General features: G+C 74.6%; 13 protein-coding genes and 1 pseudogene. 2 read left to right on the top strand and 12 right to left on the bottom strand.

Going from position 1 to position 13,274, the window contains the following annotated elements:
* Positions 1-125 precede the first annotated feature (125 nt).
* Positions 126-1,475 (bottom strand): deoxyguanosinetriphosphate triphosphohydrolase, encoded by a 1,350-nt coding sequence (locus EJG53_RS27815; RefSeq protein ID WP_125047179.1) that lies wholly within the window; start codon positions 1,473-1,475, stop codon positions 126-128.
* A pseudogene (locus tag EJG53_RS27810) lies at positions 1,472-2,427 on the bottom strand (sirohydrochlorin chelatase). Before EJG53_RS27810 ends, EJG53_RS27815 begins: the two are co-directional and overlap by 4 nt.
* A 325-nt stretch (positions 2,428-2,752) precedes the next feature.
* On the opposite strand from EJG53_RS27810, the gene EJG53_RS27805 reads away from it, so the two are divergent.
* A complete protein-coding gene (locus EJG53_RS27805) occupies positions 2,753-4,846 on the top strand; it encodes a molybdopterin oxidoreductase family protein (protein ID WP_244955683.1) in 2,094 nt (697 codons plus the stop codon).
* Here EJG53_RS27805 and EJG53_RS27800 read toward each other — a convergent pair.
* The 6 genes from EJG53_RS27800 to EJG53_RS27775 form a co-directional block, all read right to left on the bottom strand.
* Positions 4,821-5,480: an HAD family hydrolase gene (locus EJG53_RS27800; protein WP_125047178.1), complete on the bottom strand. Its 660-nt coding sequence runs from the start codon at positions 5,478-5,480 to the stop codon at positions 4,821-4,823. The genes EJG53_RS27805 and EJG53_RS27800 overlap by 26 nt on opposite strands.
* Before the next feature lie 48 nt (positions 5,481-5,528).
* Positions 5,529-5,978, bottom strand: a complete 450-nt coding sequence (locus tag EJG53_RS27795; RefSeq protein ID WP_125047177.1) for a nuclear transport factor 2 family protein — start codon at positions 5,976-5,978, stop codon at positions 5,529-5,531.
* Between the two features lie 115 nt (positions 5,979-6,093).
* Positions 6,094-7,080 carry an NAD-dependent epimerase/dehydratase family protein gene (locus tag EJG53_RS27790; RefSeq protein ID WP_125047176.1) on the bottom strand — a complete coding sequence of 329 codons (987 nt, stop codon included), beginning with the start codon at positions 7,078-7,080 and terminating at the stop codon, positions 6,094-6,096.
* 84 nt (positions 7,081-7,164) lie between these two features.
* Entirely contained in the window at positions 7,165-7,620 is a 456-nt protein-coding gene (locus EJG53_RS27785; protein WP_125047175.1) for a MarR family winged helix-turn-helix transcriptional regulator, read from the bottom strand.
* Between the two features lie 138 nt (positions 7,621-7,758).
* Positions 7,759-8,793: an adenosine deaminase gene (locus EJG53_RS27780; RefSeq protein ID WP_125047174.1), complete on the bottom strand. Its 1,035-nt coding sequence runs from the start codon at positions 8,791-8,793 to the stop codon at positions 7,759-7,761.
* A gap of 75 nt (positions 8,794-8,868) precedes the next feature.
* On the bottom strand, positions 8,869-9,357 hold the full coding sequence (locus tag EJG53_RS27775; protein ID WP_125047173.1) for a gamma-glutamylcyclotransferase family protein: 489 nt from the start codon (positions 9,355-9,357) through the stop codon (positions 8,869-8,871).
* 118 nt (positions 9,358-9,475) lie between these two features.
* On the opposite strand from EJG53_RS27775, the gene EJG53_RS27770 reads away from it, so the two are divergent.
* Positions 9,476-10,180: a SanA/YdcF family protein gene (locus EJG53_RS27770; protein ID WP_125047172.1), complete on the top strand. Its 705-nt coding sequence runs from the start codon at positions 9,476-9,478 to the stop codon at positions 10,178-10,180.
* 31 nt (positions 10,181-10,211) lie between these two features.
* Here the strand turns inward: EJG53_RS27770 and EJG53_RS27765 are convergent, their stop codons facing one another.
* Genes EJG53_RS27765 through EJG53_RS27750 form a run of 4 tightly spaced genes read right to left on the bottom strand, consistent with a single transcriptional unit; the run spans position 10,212 to position 13,105 of the window.
* Positions 10,212-10,556: a DUF6092 family protein gene (locus EJG53_RS27765; protein WP_218041932.1), complete on the bottom strand. Its 345-nt coding sequence runs from the start codon at positions 10,554-10,556 to the stop codon at positions 10,212-10,214.
* A complete protein-coding gene (locus EJG53_RS27760; protein WP_244955365.1) occupies positions 10,507-11,106 on the bottom strand; it encodes a nitroreductase family protein in 600 nt (199 codons plus the stop codon). The genes EJG53_RS27765 and EJG53_RS27760 overlap by 50 nt, the downstream gene beginning before the upstream one ends.
* Positions 11,103-12,338 (bottom strand): cytochrome P450, encoded by a 1,236-nt coding sequence (locus tag EJG53_RS27755; protein WP_125047171.1) that lies wholly within the window; start codon positions 12,336-12,338, stop codon positions 11,103-11,105. The genes EJG53_RS27760 and EJG53_RS27755 overlap by 4 nt, the downstream gene beginning before the upstream one ends.
* The gene (locus EJG53_RS27750; RefSeq protein WP_125047170.1) at positions 12,335-13,105 is read right to left on the bottom strand and encodes a tRNA-dependent cyclodipeptide synthase; all 771 of its coding nucleotides are present in this window, start codon (positions 13,103-13,105) and stop codon (positions 12,335-12,337) included. The genes EJG53_RS27755 and EJG53_RS27750 overlap by 4 nt, the downstream gene beginning before the upstream one ends.
* Positions 13,106-13,274 lie beyond the last annotated feature (169 nt).

Here is a 13,274-nt window from a genome sequence, read left to right as displayed (position 1 = left end):
TTTCCCCCGGTACGCGGCACTCAAGCCCGAGCGTCCCGCAGCGGGCGTGCCGCGGGAAGAGGGCCCGTCCCCCAGGGGGCGCGCCGGCCCCGTCCATGGTGGCCCGGCGGCGCGGGCGCCGCTGGTCAGAGCGTGCCCCGCGGCCGGGTGAGCCGGGCGTGCAGGGAGCGTGCCGAGGCGTCGGTGAGGGCGGCGATCTGGTCGATCAGGGCGCGCATCCTGGCGGTGTCGTCGCCCGCCGCCTCGGCCCGGTCGTACAGGGCGCGGAACTGCGGGTCCAGGCCGTCGGGTGCGCGGGCGACCAGTGCCTCGGCCAGTTCGGCGATGACGATGCGCTGGTCGGCGCGGAGCGCCTCCTGGTCGGGGCGGCGCATCACGTAGCGTTCCGCGACGGCCTTCAACACGGCGCATTCCAGCCGGGTTCCGGGCGGTACGACGAGCCGGGCGCGGTGCCGGGTGAGTCCCCCGGTGCCCGGCCGGCCCGGGAGGTGTCCCCACTCGGCGCGGGTGGCGGTCTCGGCGGCGAGGCAGAAGCGGCCGATGAGCTGGCTGGTGGCGTCCTTCAGGCGGGCCTGGGCGACGGCCGTGCCGTCGTAGCCGTGCGGCCACCACTCCTGGTCGAGCAGGCGGTCGAGGGCTTCGCCCAGTTCCGCCGGGTCGGCGCCGGGTGCGTAACGGGTGGCGGCGATCGCGAACACTTCGGCACGTTCGGGCTCGGCGAGCAGGCAGTTCGGGTCCAGGTAGCCGGCGTGCAGGCCGTCCTCCACGTCGTGCACCGAGTACGCCACGTCGTCGGCCCAGTCCATGACCTGCGCCTCGAAGCTGCGGGCCGCCTCCGGCGCGCCCTGCCGGAACCAGGTGAAGACCGGCAGGTCGTCCTCGTAGACGCCGAACTTGGCCGAACCGGGGTCGGTGGGGTGGCCGCCGCGCGGCCAGGGGTACTTGGTCGCGGCGTCCAGGGCGGCGCGGGTGAGGTTGAGGCCGACGCTGACGGCCGTGCCGTCCGTGTCGGGGACGAACCGCTTGGGTTCCAGGCGGGTGAGCAGCCGCAGCGACTGGGCGTTGCCCTCGAAGCCGCCGCAGGGCGCGGCGACCTCGTTCAGCGCCTGTTCGCCGTTGTGCCCGAAGGGCGGGTGGCCCAGGTCGTGGGCGAGGCAGGCGGTCTCCACCAGGTCCGGGTCGCAGCCGAGCGCCGCGCCGAGTTCGCGGCCGACCTGGGCGCACTCCAGGGAGTGGGTGAGGCGGGTGCGCGGGCTGGCGTCCCACAGGTGTTCGGTGCTGCCCGGGGTGACGACCTGGGTCTTGCCCGCGAGGCGGCGCAGCGCGGCGGAGTGCAGCACCCGGGCCCGGTCGCGCTGGAAGGCGGTGCGGCCCGGGCGTTTGTCGGGCTCGGGGACCCAGCGTTCGGTGTCGGCCGCTCCGTACCCCGTACCGTCGTGGCCCGCTTCGCGGCCCGTCGTTCGTGTGCCCGTCATACGGTGACGGTAGCCGCCCCGGGGGAGTCCTGAACGCACTCGCCGCGTGCAGCGAGTGCCTGGTCGTAACGGTGCAGGACCAGCCGGGCCAGCGCGGGGTGGTCGCCGAGCGGCGCGGCGGCGGGCCCGGGGGCGGCCGCGGCGCACTGGGCGGCGAAGCGGCCGGGCGCGGTGAAGCAGGAGGCGAGGGCGGGCCGCCGGTGGCCGCGGGCGGCGAGGGCGCGCAGCGCGGCGGGGACGGAGAGCGGGGTGCCGGGCGGGCCGCCGTCCGCGGGGCCGAGGCGTAGGCGGGCAGGACGGGTACGCCGCCGAGCCGGTCGGACAGGAGCCGTGCCGTACGGGCGGTGTCGGCGGCCGATTCGGGGGCGCGGGACCCGGCGGCGGCCAGGACGACGGCGCTCGGCCGCCGGGCTCCGGCCTCTTCGAGGCGGGCGTGCAGGGCTTCGGCGAGCAGGGGGTGCGGGCCGAGCGGGCGGGCGAGGCGCGTGGCGAGGTGCGGCGCGTCGGCCAGCGCGGCGGGGATGTCGTGGTTGGCGTGCAGTCCGCGGGCCAGCAGCAGGGGTACGGCGACGGCCTGGCCGTGCAACTCCGCCAGGGTGTCCGGGAGCAGGGGCGCGTTCAGCTCGATGTGACCGAGGCGGACGGCGAGGCCGGGGCGCAGTTCCCGTATCCGGTCCAGGAGGGCGGTGACGGTGCGCAGCGCGGCGGGGTCACGGCTGCCGTGCGCCACGGCTAGGAGGGTGGGGTGGGCGGCGTCCGGCGGATGGACGGGGCGAGGGGCATCCGGTGGGCGGTCGGCCCGGGGCCGCGGGGGCAGGCCGCGCAGCCGGACCCGGCTGAGCCGGTCGCCGAGCTGGATGCTGATCTCCGTCATGAGCTGCGCCGTACTGTCGAAGGGGACCGCGGTGCCCGAAGGGGCCGCGGGCGGCGGGGGCGGGGTCGACGCCTGCATGAGGGGAGCCTGGCAGCCGGGCGTTGCCGGGCCGTTGCGCGGGTGTGACGGCTGGTTTCCGGTGGCTGACGGGCCGCCGGGGGCGGGCGTGAGCGGCCCCCCGGCCTCCTCACCTCCCCCGTACGGGCGCCGTGAGGCACCCTTCCCCGGCCCGTAACGCCGCCCCGGACCGGCGGAAACACGGGCGCCGCAGGCTGGCCGCATGAACGCCGCCACCCCCCGCACCACCGCCACCCCGGCGGCCCCGCTCCCGGGCGCGGACGCGCGTCCGGCCCCGGCGTCGCCCGTGGACACCCACTGCCCGTACTGCTCCCTCCAGTGCGGCATGGGCCTGCGCCGCCTCCCGGCGGGCAGCGCGGACGCCCCCGCCGAGGTGGTGGAGCGTCCCGCCTTCCCCGTCAACCGGGGCGCCCTGTGCGGCAAGGGCCGTACCGCCGCCCACCTGCTCGCGCCGGGCGCCCGGCTGACCGAGCCGCTGGTCCGCGACACGGCGACCGGCCGTCTCGTACCGGCGGACTGGGACACCGCCCTCGCGCGGGTCGCCGCGGGCCTGTCCCGTACGGGTGCCGCGTACGGCAAGGACGCGGTGGGCGTCTTCGGCGGGGGCGGGCTGACCAACGAGAAGGCGTACGCGCTGGGCAAGTTCGCGCGGGTGGTGCTCGGCACGTCGCAGATCGACTACAACGGCCGGTTCTGCATGTCCTCGGCCGCCGCCGCGCACCAGCGGGCCTTCGGGCTGGACCGCGGGCTGCCCTTCCCCCTGGCCGACATCGCCCGCACCGGCTGCGTCGTCCTGGTCGGCTCCAACCTGGCCGAAACCATGCCGCCCGCGCTGCGCTACCTGACGGAGCTGAAGGAGAACGGCGGGCGGCTGATCGTCGTCGACCCGCGCCGCACCCGTACGGCCGAGCAGGCCGACCTGCACCTGGCGCCGCGCCCCGGCACGGACCTGGCCCTCGCGCTCGGCCTGCTGCACCTGGTGGTGGCGGAGGGCCGTACGGACGAGGAGTTCATCGCGGCGCGCACCAGCGGCTGGCCGGCGGCGCGGGCCGCGGCGATGGCGCACTGGCCCGAACTGGTCGAGCGCATCACCGGCGTACCGGTCCCCCAACTCCGTTCCGCCGTACGGCTCTTCTGCGCGGCGGACAGTGCCATGGTGCTCACGGCACGCGGCCCCGAGCAGCAGTCCAAGGGCACGGACACGGTCGGCGCGTGGATCAACCTGTGCCTGGCGACCGGCCGCGCCGGCCGCGAGTACTCCGGCTACGGGTGCCTGACCGGCCAGGGCAACGGGCAGGGCGGCCGCGAACACGGCCAGAAGGCCGACCAGTTGCCGGGCTACCGCAAACTGTCCGATCCGGCCGCGCGGGCGCACGTCGCGGAGGTGTGGGGCGTACCGCCGGAGTCCCTCCCTGGCCCCGGACGCAGCGCGTACGAGCTGCTGGACGCGCTCGGCCGGGACGTACGCGCCCTGCTCCTGATGGGCTCCAACCCCGTCGTCTCCGCGCCCCGCGCCGCCCACGTCGAACAGCGCATCCGGGCACTGGACTTCCTCGCGGTGGCCGATGTGGTGCTCTCGGAGACCGCGGCCCTCGCGGACGTCGTCCTTCCGGTGGCCCAGTGGGCCGAGGAGACCGGGACGACGACCAACCTGGAGGGCCGGGTCCTGCTGCGGCGGCGTGCCCTGCCCCCGCCTCCCGGCGTCCGTACAGACCTCCAGGTCCTCCACTCCCTCGCCGCCCTCCTCGGGTGGGAGAAGGGTTTCCCCGCCGACCCGGAGGAGACCTTCGACGAACTGCGCCGCGCCTCGGCCGGCGGCCCCGCCGACTACGCCGGCATCACCTACCGCCGGATCGCCGCCGAGGACGGCGTCTTCTGGCCCTGCCCCGGCGAGGACCACCCCGGCACCCCGCGCCTCTTCCTGGACCGCTTCGCGACCCCCGACGGCCGGGCCCGTTTCATCCCGGTCACCCACCGCCCGGCGGCCGAGGAGCCCGACGACCGCTACCCGGTGGTGCTGACGACCGGCCGCGTGCTGGCCCAGTACCAGTCGGGCGCCCAGACCCGCCGCGTCCCGGAGCTGGCCGCCGCGGCGCCGGGCCCGTACGTGGAGATCCACCCCCGGCTCGCCCGGCGGTACGGCATCGAGGACGGCCGGCCGGTCGCGGTGGTCTCCCGCCGCGGCCGGGCGGTGGCCCCCGCCCGCTTCAGCGAGGCGATCCGCGCGGACACCGTCTTCATGCCCTTCCACTGGCCGGGCCCCGGCCGCGCCAACACCCTGACCAACCCGGCGCTGGACCCGGTGTCGGGGATGCCGGAGTTCAAGATGTGCGCGGTGCGGCTGGAGCAGGTGATGGGGGCGGAGGAGGTACCGGAGACGGAAGGGACGGCTCTCAAGGGACGTCGAGAATCCGCGTGATCGCGGTGGCCGCGTCATGGGCGATGCGGGTGGGCGCGAACGGCATCCCGGTCCACGGTCGCCCGCCCGACACCCACACACTGCGCAGGCCGAGGCGGTGTGCGCCGGCGATGTCGGCCTGGGGCGAGTCGCCGACGACCCAGGCGCCGCGCAGCGGGGCGCCGACCGTCGCGGCTGCCGCGCGGAAGATCTCGGGGGCCGGTTTCTTGTGGCCGACGGCCTCGGAGACCACCCAGCCGTGCACCACCCCGTCGAGCCCGCTGCGCCGGATCTTCGCCTCTTGCTGCGCGGTACGGCCGTTGGTGACGATGACGCAGGGCCGGCCGGCTGCGGCCCGCTCCAGGGCCGCGCGGGTCTCGGGCGGCAGGACGACACGGTCGGCCGCTCCCTGGTCCAGCAGGGCCTCGACCGCGCTCTCGGGCACCCGGCCGCCGTAGCGGCCGGCCATGGCGCGGGCGACGTCCTGCCTCGGGGTGTAGCCGCTCGCGTCGACGGTCATCAGCCACTCGACGTCCGGCACGGGAAGCTGCCAGGTGCCCAGGAACGCGGTCAGGGCGTCCCGGAACGCGGCGTCGCGGTCGATCAGGGTGTTGTCGAGGTCGATCAGCAGCGGCGGCGGCACGGCTTCAGCCATCCATCGGCTCGGGGCGGCGCCGCTTCGGAGGGACGGCCGCCGGTGCCTTCACGGCGTGCAGGCTTCGGCGATCGAGAGGCTGTTCTCGTAGAGGTGGTGCCGGGTGATGCGGCCGTTCTCGACGGTGAGGCGCAGGGCGAACGGGCCCTCGAAGGTCTTGCCCGTCGTCCGCACCCTCCCCGCCACGTGCCCCGTCAGCACGGCGTCGGTGCCGTCCACGAGGAAGGCGTCGACGGAGGCGCGCGACTCCTCGGGCACCGTGTGGGCGGCCAACTCCTCGGCTTGGGCGGCGCATTCGGCACCCGTGGTGCGCGGGCGTATCCACGGGACGGCGGGGTTCTCGGCGAGCAGCCAGTCGACCTCGTCGGCGAAGAGCGCGGTGAGCCGTACGGTGTCCCCGGCCATCCGGGCGGCGAGGAAATCCTGCACGACGGCCCGGGTGGTCTCGGCTACGGAAGGGTCGGGAGTGGCTGAACTCGTCGTGCCGGTGGCGGTCATCGCGTGCTCCTCGCTGCTGCGGGCGGTTCGGTGGGTGCGGGTTCCTCGATGGGGCCGATCCTGCCGTGGGAGGGGCGTGCGGGCGATTACTCCGGGGGTAATGAGGGGGCGGGCGTCAGCCGAGGGCGGCCAGCAGGTCCCGTTCGCGGTGGGTGCTCAGGCCCGCGCGTCGTGTCCGGTCCAGCCCCTGGCCGCGTTCCCAGTGCAGTACGTCGGTCAGCAGGTCCACGCGGGGGCGGTGGCGCAGGCCGGCTGCCCGCGCAACGGCGCCGCTGCGGGCCGACAAGCCTTCGAAGCCCGGCCGGGGCATCCACATCGGCAGCGACCCGGGGCCCAGGTACGGGGCCACCCCTTGGGCGAGCAGCCATGCGGAGTCGGCGGTGACCACGGGGCCGGTGTGCCCTCCGACCTCGCGGGACAGCTCGATCCACGTGCTGAACGGGAGGACCGGGCCGACCGCGTCGAAGGCGCCGGTGCTCTTCGCCTCCGCGGCGTCCAGCAGCCAGGCGGCGAGGTCGCGCACGTCGACCGCCTGGGTCGGCATGTCCGGTACGTCGGGGACCAGCATCGGGCCGTGCGGATCGCGTGCGGCGCGGGCCACCCAGTAACCGACCCGGTCGCTGGGATCGCCGGGCCCGCCGATGAGCCCGGACCGCGCGACGAGGAGACGGTCGCCCACGGCGGCGGCCGACGCCTGCTCGCAGGCGGCCTTGGCCTCGCCGTACAGCTCGCGGCCGACGGTGTCCCGGTCGGTCGGCGGGAGGAGGGCGGCGGACTCGTCGGCGTCCGCCGCGGTGTGGGTGGCGTAGGCGCTGACGGAGGACACGTACGTCCAGTGCCTGGCCCGGCCGCCCAGCGCCGCGAGGGCCCCGCGGACGAAGGCGGGCTGCCAGGACAGCTCGACGACCGCGTCCCACTCCCGGCCGGGCAGCGCCTCGTAGGCGGCCGGGTCGTTCCGGTCGGCGGCCACCAGCCGCGCCCCCGCCGCCACTTCGCCGCTCGCGCCGCGGGCCAGACAGGTCACGTGGTGGCCGCGCTCGATCGCCTGCCGGGACACCTCGCGGCCCAGCCAGGCCGTACCGCCCAGTACCAAGATCTCCATTCCGTCACTCAAGCACCACCCGCCCCTGGACGGGGGCGGGTTCGCCGTGGGCGGATCCCAGCGGTGCGCGCCAGGGGCGCCGCCTCAGTGGTGCCACATCTTCCCGCCGACGTTGTGGATCATCCGCTGGAGCACCTTCAGCGTGCGGACGTACTCCTCGTCGCTGATGCCGTCGTGGATGCGGGCGCGCATCTCCTTCTGGAGGGCGGCGCAGCGGGCGTGCAGGTCCGCGCCGTCGGCGGTGATGTACAGCCGGTCACCGTCGAGGGTGAGCAGGCCGCGGTCGAGGAGGTCGTCGGTGTCCGTGGTGAGGACGTCCGAGCCGGTGTCCAGGTAGCGCTTGAGCATGTCGGTGACCTCCGCCCGGTCGCGGCCTCCGGCGTGGCCCGCCACCTGGTTCAGCACCCACCACTGGGGCTGGCTGAGGCCGTGGCGGGCCAGGCCGGCGCGGATGTGGGTGACGGCCGCCGTGTGGGCGGCCCAGGCCCAGTAGCCGATGGGCTGGCCGGCCAGTTCGGCGTCGCTGTGCGAGTACTCCATGGTGGTGCCTCCTCTGCCCGCTGCGGGCGTCGTGCCTGATGAGGAAGAACCTAGGAACTCGACCGAACTTGAGGTCAACGGTGGCGTCGGTCACGCGGCCGGGACCGGGGGCCGTCTGTGCCCCGGCCCGGCGCACGGTCACGTACGGCCGTGCGCCTCGACCTCCTTGAGGTACGCCTCGCGGGTCGGCTCGTCCAGGAAGGACGCGCGGAAGGAGTTCCGGGCGAGGGTGCGCAGGGTCTCCTCGTCCAGCTTCAGGGCGTCGCGTACGGCGGTGAAGTTGTCGTCGGCGTAGCCGCCGAAGTAGGCGGGGTCGTCGGAGTTGACGGTGACCAGCAGGCCCGCTTCGAGCATGGCGGGCAGCGGGTGGTCGGCCAGTTCGTCGATGACCCGCAGCCGGACGTTGGACAGCGGGCAGACCGTGAGCGGCACCTGGTCGGCGACCAGGCGGGCGACCAGCCGCTCGTCCTCCAGGCAGCGCACGCCGTGGTCGACGCGGTCCACGCCGAGGACGTCCAGCGCCTCCCAGACGTACGACGGCGGGCCTTCCTCGCCCGCGTGCGCCACGCACTTGAGCCCGGCCTCCCGCGCCAGCGTGTAGACCTCCTCGAACTTCGACGGCGGGTGCCCGACCTCCGCCGAGTCCAGGCCGACGGCGGTGATCCGGTCGAGGTAGGGGCGGGCCGCCTCGAAGGTGGCGAGGGCCGACTCGGCGCTCTCGTCGCGCAGGAAGCACATGATCAGGCGGGTGGTGATGCCGTACCGCTCCTCGGCGGTGTCCAGCGCGCGCGTCAGGCCCTCGATCACCGTGCCGACGGGCACGCCGCGCGCGGTGTGCGCCTGCGGGTCGAAGAAGATCTCCGCGTGCCGGACGCCCTGCGCCTCCGCGCGGGCCAGGTAGGCGTGGGTGAGGTCGGCGAAGTCGTCCTCGGTGCGCAGGACGGCCATCAGCGCGTAGTAGAGGTTCAGGAACGACTGGAGGTCGCTGAAGGAGTACGCGCGGCGCAGTTCGTCCTCGGTGGCGTACGGCAGGGTGACGCCGTTGCGCTCGGCGAGGGCGAAGGCCAGCTCGGGTTCCAGGGTGCCCTCGATGTGGAGGTGCAGTTCCGCCTTGGGGAACGGGCGGTCCGCCGCGTTCTGGGCCGGGTCCGGGGCCGGGGAGGTGGGGGGCACGCTGGGATCACACCTGTCTGCTGCTGGGACTGCCGGGGCTGCCGGGTCCTGTGCGGTTCGGGGAAGTCGTCCAGATTAACGGGGCGGCGGCGCCGGGCGGGCGGCCGGGGCGGCCGTACGGTGCGCCGTTCCCGCAGCTCGGGAGCGCAGCCAGTCGCCGCCGGGTATCGGCGTGCCGGACGCGCGCAGCCGGGCGGCGAGGGGTTCGGCGGCCACGTACACCCAGGCCCGTACGGTCCGGCCGTCCGCGCACTTGGCCTGCCGCGCCACCCGCTCGTAGAGGTTGCCGGGGCCGCCCGGCACGTACCCCTCCAGCCGGTCCAGGGCGGCGCGCACGGCGTCGTGGACGTCCTCGCGCGGCGTGACGAGGTCGCCGAGCACGACGGCTTCGGCGGGGCCCGGCACGGCGTACGGGTAGCCCGGCCCCTCGTACAGCGACACGCCTCTGACCAGCGCGGATTCCTCGGCCGCCGTGCGGCCGCGCAGGCACCGGGCGTAGTTGGCCCGGCCGGGGCGCAGCGTTCCGTAGACGAAGAACGGCAGGCGCTCGGGCTCGGTGGTCATCCGGGCGGGCTCCTTCGTGTGGGGTACGGGGCGGAGGTCCCGCCCCGCGTTCCCGCAACCATGCCAGGCCCCGGCGCGTCGCTGCTTGCGGTGGCAACGAGAACAACGGGGGCAGCAGATGACACAGCAGGCACAGCGGGAAGGCCGGCTACGGCGCATATGGAGCCGGGTACGCCTTCCCCGGACGCGGCGCGGGCAGCGGCGGGCCTTCCAGGTCGCCGTGCTGGCCTGCGTCCTGGCGCTGCTGCCGGCGACGTGGATGAACGCCGCCGCGGCGTCCCGCATCCGTATGGTCGAGGACGTGCCCGCCGCGCCGGTGGCCGTCGTCTTCGGCGCGGGCCTGTGGGACGGTGAGCCGTCCCCGTACCTGGCGCACCGGCTGGACGCCGCCGCCCGCCTCTACGAGCGGGGGAAGGTCCGCGCGCTGCTGGTGACCGGCGACAACAGCCGCGAGGACTACGACGAGCCGGACGCCATGCGCCGGTACCTGGTCGCGCACGGCGTCCCCACGGACCGGATCGTCAGTGATTTCGCCGGTTTCGACACCTGGGACTCGTGCGCCCGCGCCCGCCGGGTCTTCGGCGTGGACCGGGCCGTCCTGGTGAGCCAGGGCTTCCACATCCGGCGCGCGCTGGCGCTGTGCGGTGCGGCCGGTGTCGACGCGTACGGGGTCGGCGTGGACGACCGGCACGACGTCACCTGGTACTACGGCGGGACCCGCGAGGTGTTCGCGGCGGCGAAGGCGGCGGCCGAGGCCGCAGTACGGCCCGATCCGCAGTTCCCCGGGCCGAAGGAGGACGGGGTGTCGGTGGCGCTGCGGTGACGACGGCGCGGCGGTTTCGCGGTGTGCGGCGTCAGCCGTCGGCAGGCCCGTGCGGCGCGCCCGCCCGGCGGGCCGTGACGACGTCCAGCATCTGCTCGCACGCCGTACGGAGCAGGGTCGGCAGGTCCACGTCGGCCATGGAGCCGCACATCGCGTCCTCCAGCCGCGTGCGGACGTTCAGCAGTGCCGGGTCCGGCTCCCCGTACGCGTCCAGCAGTTCGAGGGCGCGCCGGGCGCCGTCGGCGCAGCGGGCCGGTCCGTACGCCGGGGGTTCGTCCAGCAGGCCGTGGGCGCTGCTGAGGAGGAAGGCGGCCAGCAGGACGATGTCATCGGTCAGGTCCGGTGCTGTCGTCGGCCGGGGGTGTCCAGGTGCCATGGCGGATCACTTCGTCACGGTGGCGTCGGGCGGAGGGGCGCACCGGGTCCGCCGGGTGGCCGACCGGTACGAGGAGGACGGGTTCGAGGCGGGGCGGCAGCGCCAGCAGGCGGCGTACGGCGGTCCGGGAGAAACTGCTGACGGGACAGCCGCCCAGACCGGTCGCGTGCGCGGCCAGGAGCAGGTTCTGTACGGCCATGGCCACGCAGAGCAGGCCGATGTCCGTGGGCCCGCTGTCCTCGCGGGCGGCGCGCTCGCGGTCGAAGCACGCCGTCACCACCAGCGGCGGCAGGCCGATCATGCCCGGCGCGAAGGCCCGTAGGCAGCGCACGGTGTAGGGGTCCTGGACGGCCACGAAACCCCATGCCTGTTTGTTGGCGGCCGTGGGCGCGGCCGGCATGACGTCCAGCAGTGCGTCGAGCAGCGTGTCGTCGACCGGTTCGCGGGTGTAGCGGCGCACCACCGCCCGCGTCCGCAGCAGTTGCAGGAACGCCGTCCGTGCCGCCGCGGAGCCGGCCGCCTCGGGCGCGGTCCCGGCGGGACAGGTCACCAGAGCACCGGCAGGCGTTCGGGGGTGCGCTTGATCCAGCCGGAGCGCCAGCCGATCTCCTCGTCGGGCACGGCGAGGCGCAGGCCGGGAAGGCGCGCGAGCAGGGCGGTGAGCGCGGTGGCCGCGTGGGCCCGGGCCAGCGTGGTGGCCGGGCAGTAGTGGCGTCCGCTGCCGAACGCCAGGTGGGGGTTGGGCGTCCGGGTCAGGTCCAGCCGGCCCGGGTCGCGGAAGACGGCCGGGTCGTGGTTGGCGCCTTCGACCAGGACGAGGACGAGATCGCCCGCGGCGATGGGGGTACCGCCCAGTTCGGTGTCCCGGGTGGCGATGCGCGGCAGTGCGTCACCGATGGACAGGTTGTAGCGCAGCAGTTCCTCCACCGCCGGGCCGATGGCCTCGGGGTGGTCCCCCAGCCACCGCCGTTGCCCGGTGTCGCGGAGCAGCAGCATGATCGCCAGCGTCAGGAAGGCGGAGGTGCTGACGGCGCCCGCTTCGAACAGGGAGTGCAGCGTCATCGTGAGGTGTTCGTCGGTGTCCGCGCCCGCCTCGCCGCCGCTGTCGGCGCGGACCCGTGCCAGCGCGCCGAGGAGGCCGGGCGCTTCGGCCGCGCCGGGCGCCCGCAGCAGCCCGGCCATGTAGGCCATTCCCTTGTCCCAGTTGGCCATAGCGCCTTCGAAGGGACGGGGCGCGGTCATGATGCTGATGTCCAGGCCGCTCATCAGCCGCCGCCAGTCGTCGTCGGGCAGCCCGAGGACGGTGCACATCACGTGCGCGGTGTAGGGGTCGGTGAACCGGTCCTTGAGGTCGACGGGCGGTCCCTCGGCCAGCAGCTCGTCGATCAGCGCCTCGGCCCGGCGGCGGAACTGGCCGGTCGCCTCCTTGATCGCCCGGGGCGACAGGGCCTGCATCACGGCGTCCCGCATCCCCTCGTCCTTGATGCGCGACAGGTTCTTGCGGATCTCGATGGGGAAGGTGGGCGCGTACTGCTGGCGCGCGCCGGGGGCGGCGGTGGCCGAGAGGCTGAAGGTCTCGTCGTCCAGGACGCGGGTGGCCAGCTCGTAGGTGGACACCAGCCACGCCGGGTCGCCGGCCAGTGTGCGCACCCGGGCGACCGGGCGCTCGTCGCGCAGCCAGGCGCACTCGTCGGGGACGATGTCACCGCGCCGGGAGAGCGGGAAGGCCACGTCCGTGCCGGCCGGGTGGGCGGTCCGTTCGCCAGGAGGCTGTCCGCTCACGTCACGTCCCTTTCTCCGTCCGTGGGGGTGTCGTCCGGCGTCACCGCCAGGAACGCCTGGTTGTCCGCGGCCCGCAGGCCGTTCTCCCTCATGCACAGCGGCCCGAGGATGGGCGTGAACAGGTGGTAGCAGGAAACCGACGAGGGAACACCGAGAATGCTCGGGGTGTCCACGAAGAAAGGCAGTTCGCCGCACAGGTACTGCAGCCCGGCCCGTAGCCGGCCGGCTTCCGCCCCGTCTGCCGGGCCGCCGTCCCCGGAGTCGGCGGCGGAATGCGCTCCGCCCGCTTTCTGTGGCTGCCCCAGCATATGGAGACGGACCATGTCGTGGCAGGCGTCCGCGAATTCCGGGTCCTCGCGCAGGGCCCTGTCGATGTCCGCCCGCAGACGCTGGTAGGCGTCATTGTGCTGGAAGTCCGACAACAGATGGGCACCGGGCTGCGGACCGTCGGGCGAGGCCGCCTGGACGGCTTTGCGGATTCTGCGGCGCACATCGGTGACGCGTCTGCGAGCACGCTTTCCGACACTCTCCGGAGCCGCCCCCTCGGCGGTCAGCACGGTGTCTATGTGAAGGTCGGCGCAGATGATGTCGACGGCCCGGAACTGCCCCTGCGCCCAGTGCACCAGCGCGGTGAGCCGTTGCGCACTGAAATAGCTGTTGTTCGTGCTCACTCCGATCAACGCGTGATCGCCACGCCGGCGAATACGGTCACACCGGTCAGTGAGTGGACGTGTGCGAAAATTTACCGCAGCCTGCGGCGCACCCATACCCGACCTCCTGACTATCGGAAACGGGACAGGGAAAGCGGCCGCCCGGTCACCCCCGCGGATCTTCGCGCCCTGCCCGCACCACCGAGTGCGTTACTTTCTGAGTGCCCGGAGCCGCCGCATGCTGACCGTCACCCCTGCCCATTTCACCCATTCAGCCCACCTGAAT

It is taken from the genome of Streptomyces chrestomyceticus JCM 4735, from assembly GCF_003865135.1.
Taxonomy (GTDB): Bacteria; Actinomycetota; Actinomycetes; order Streptomycetales; family Streptomycetaceae; genus Streptomyces; species Streptomyces chrestomyceticus.
Note: the sequence above shows the minus strand (reverse complement) of the source record. Positions and strands in the feature narration are given on the sequence as shown.

Excerpts from the sequence above, each read along its gene's own strand:
- EJG53_RS27815 (WP_125047179.1), bottom strand. The coding sequence starts at position 1,475 with ATGACGGGCACACGAACGACGGGCCGCGAAGCGGGCCACGACGGTACG.
- EJG53_RS27805 (WP_244955683.1), top strand. The coding sequence starts at position 2,753 with ATGGGCCTGCGCCGCCTCCCGGCGGGCAGCGCGGACGCCCCCGCCGAG.
- EJG53_RS27800 (WP_125047178.1), bottom strand. The coding sequence starts at position 5,480 with ATGGCTGAAGCCGTGCCGCCGCCGCTGCTGATCGACCTCGACAACACC.
- EJG53_RS27795 (WP_125047177.1), bottom strand. The coding sequence starts at position 5,978 with ATGACCGCCACCGGCACGACGAGTTCAGCCACTCCCGACCCTTCCGTA.
- EJG53_RS27790 (WP_125047176.1), bottom strand. The coding sequence starts at position 7,080 with ATGGAGATCTTGGTACTGGGCGGTACGGCCTGGCTGGGCCGCGAGGTG.
- EJG53_RS27785 (WP_125047175.1), bottom strand. The coding sequence starts at position 7,620 with ATGGAGTACTCGCACAGCGACGCCGAACTGGCCGGCCAGCCCATCGGC.
- EJG53_RS27775 (WP_125047173.1), bottom strand. The coding sequence starts at position 9,357 with ATGACCACCGAGCCCGAGCGCCTGCCGTTCTTCGTCTACGGAACGCTG.
- EJG53_RS27770 (WP_125047172.1), top strand. The coding sequence starts at position 9,476 with ATGACACAGCAGGCACAGCGGGAAGGCCGGCTACGGCGCATATGGAGC.
- EJG53_RS27765 (WP_218041932.1), bottom strand. The coding sequence starts at position 10,556 with ATGGCACCTGGACACCCCCGGCCGACGACAGCACCGGACCTGACCGAT.
- EJG53_RS27750 (WP_125047170.1), bottom strand. The coding sequence starts at position 13,105 with ATGGGTGCGCCGCAGGCTGCGGTAAATTTTCGCACACGTCCACTCACT.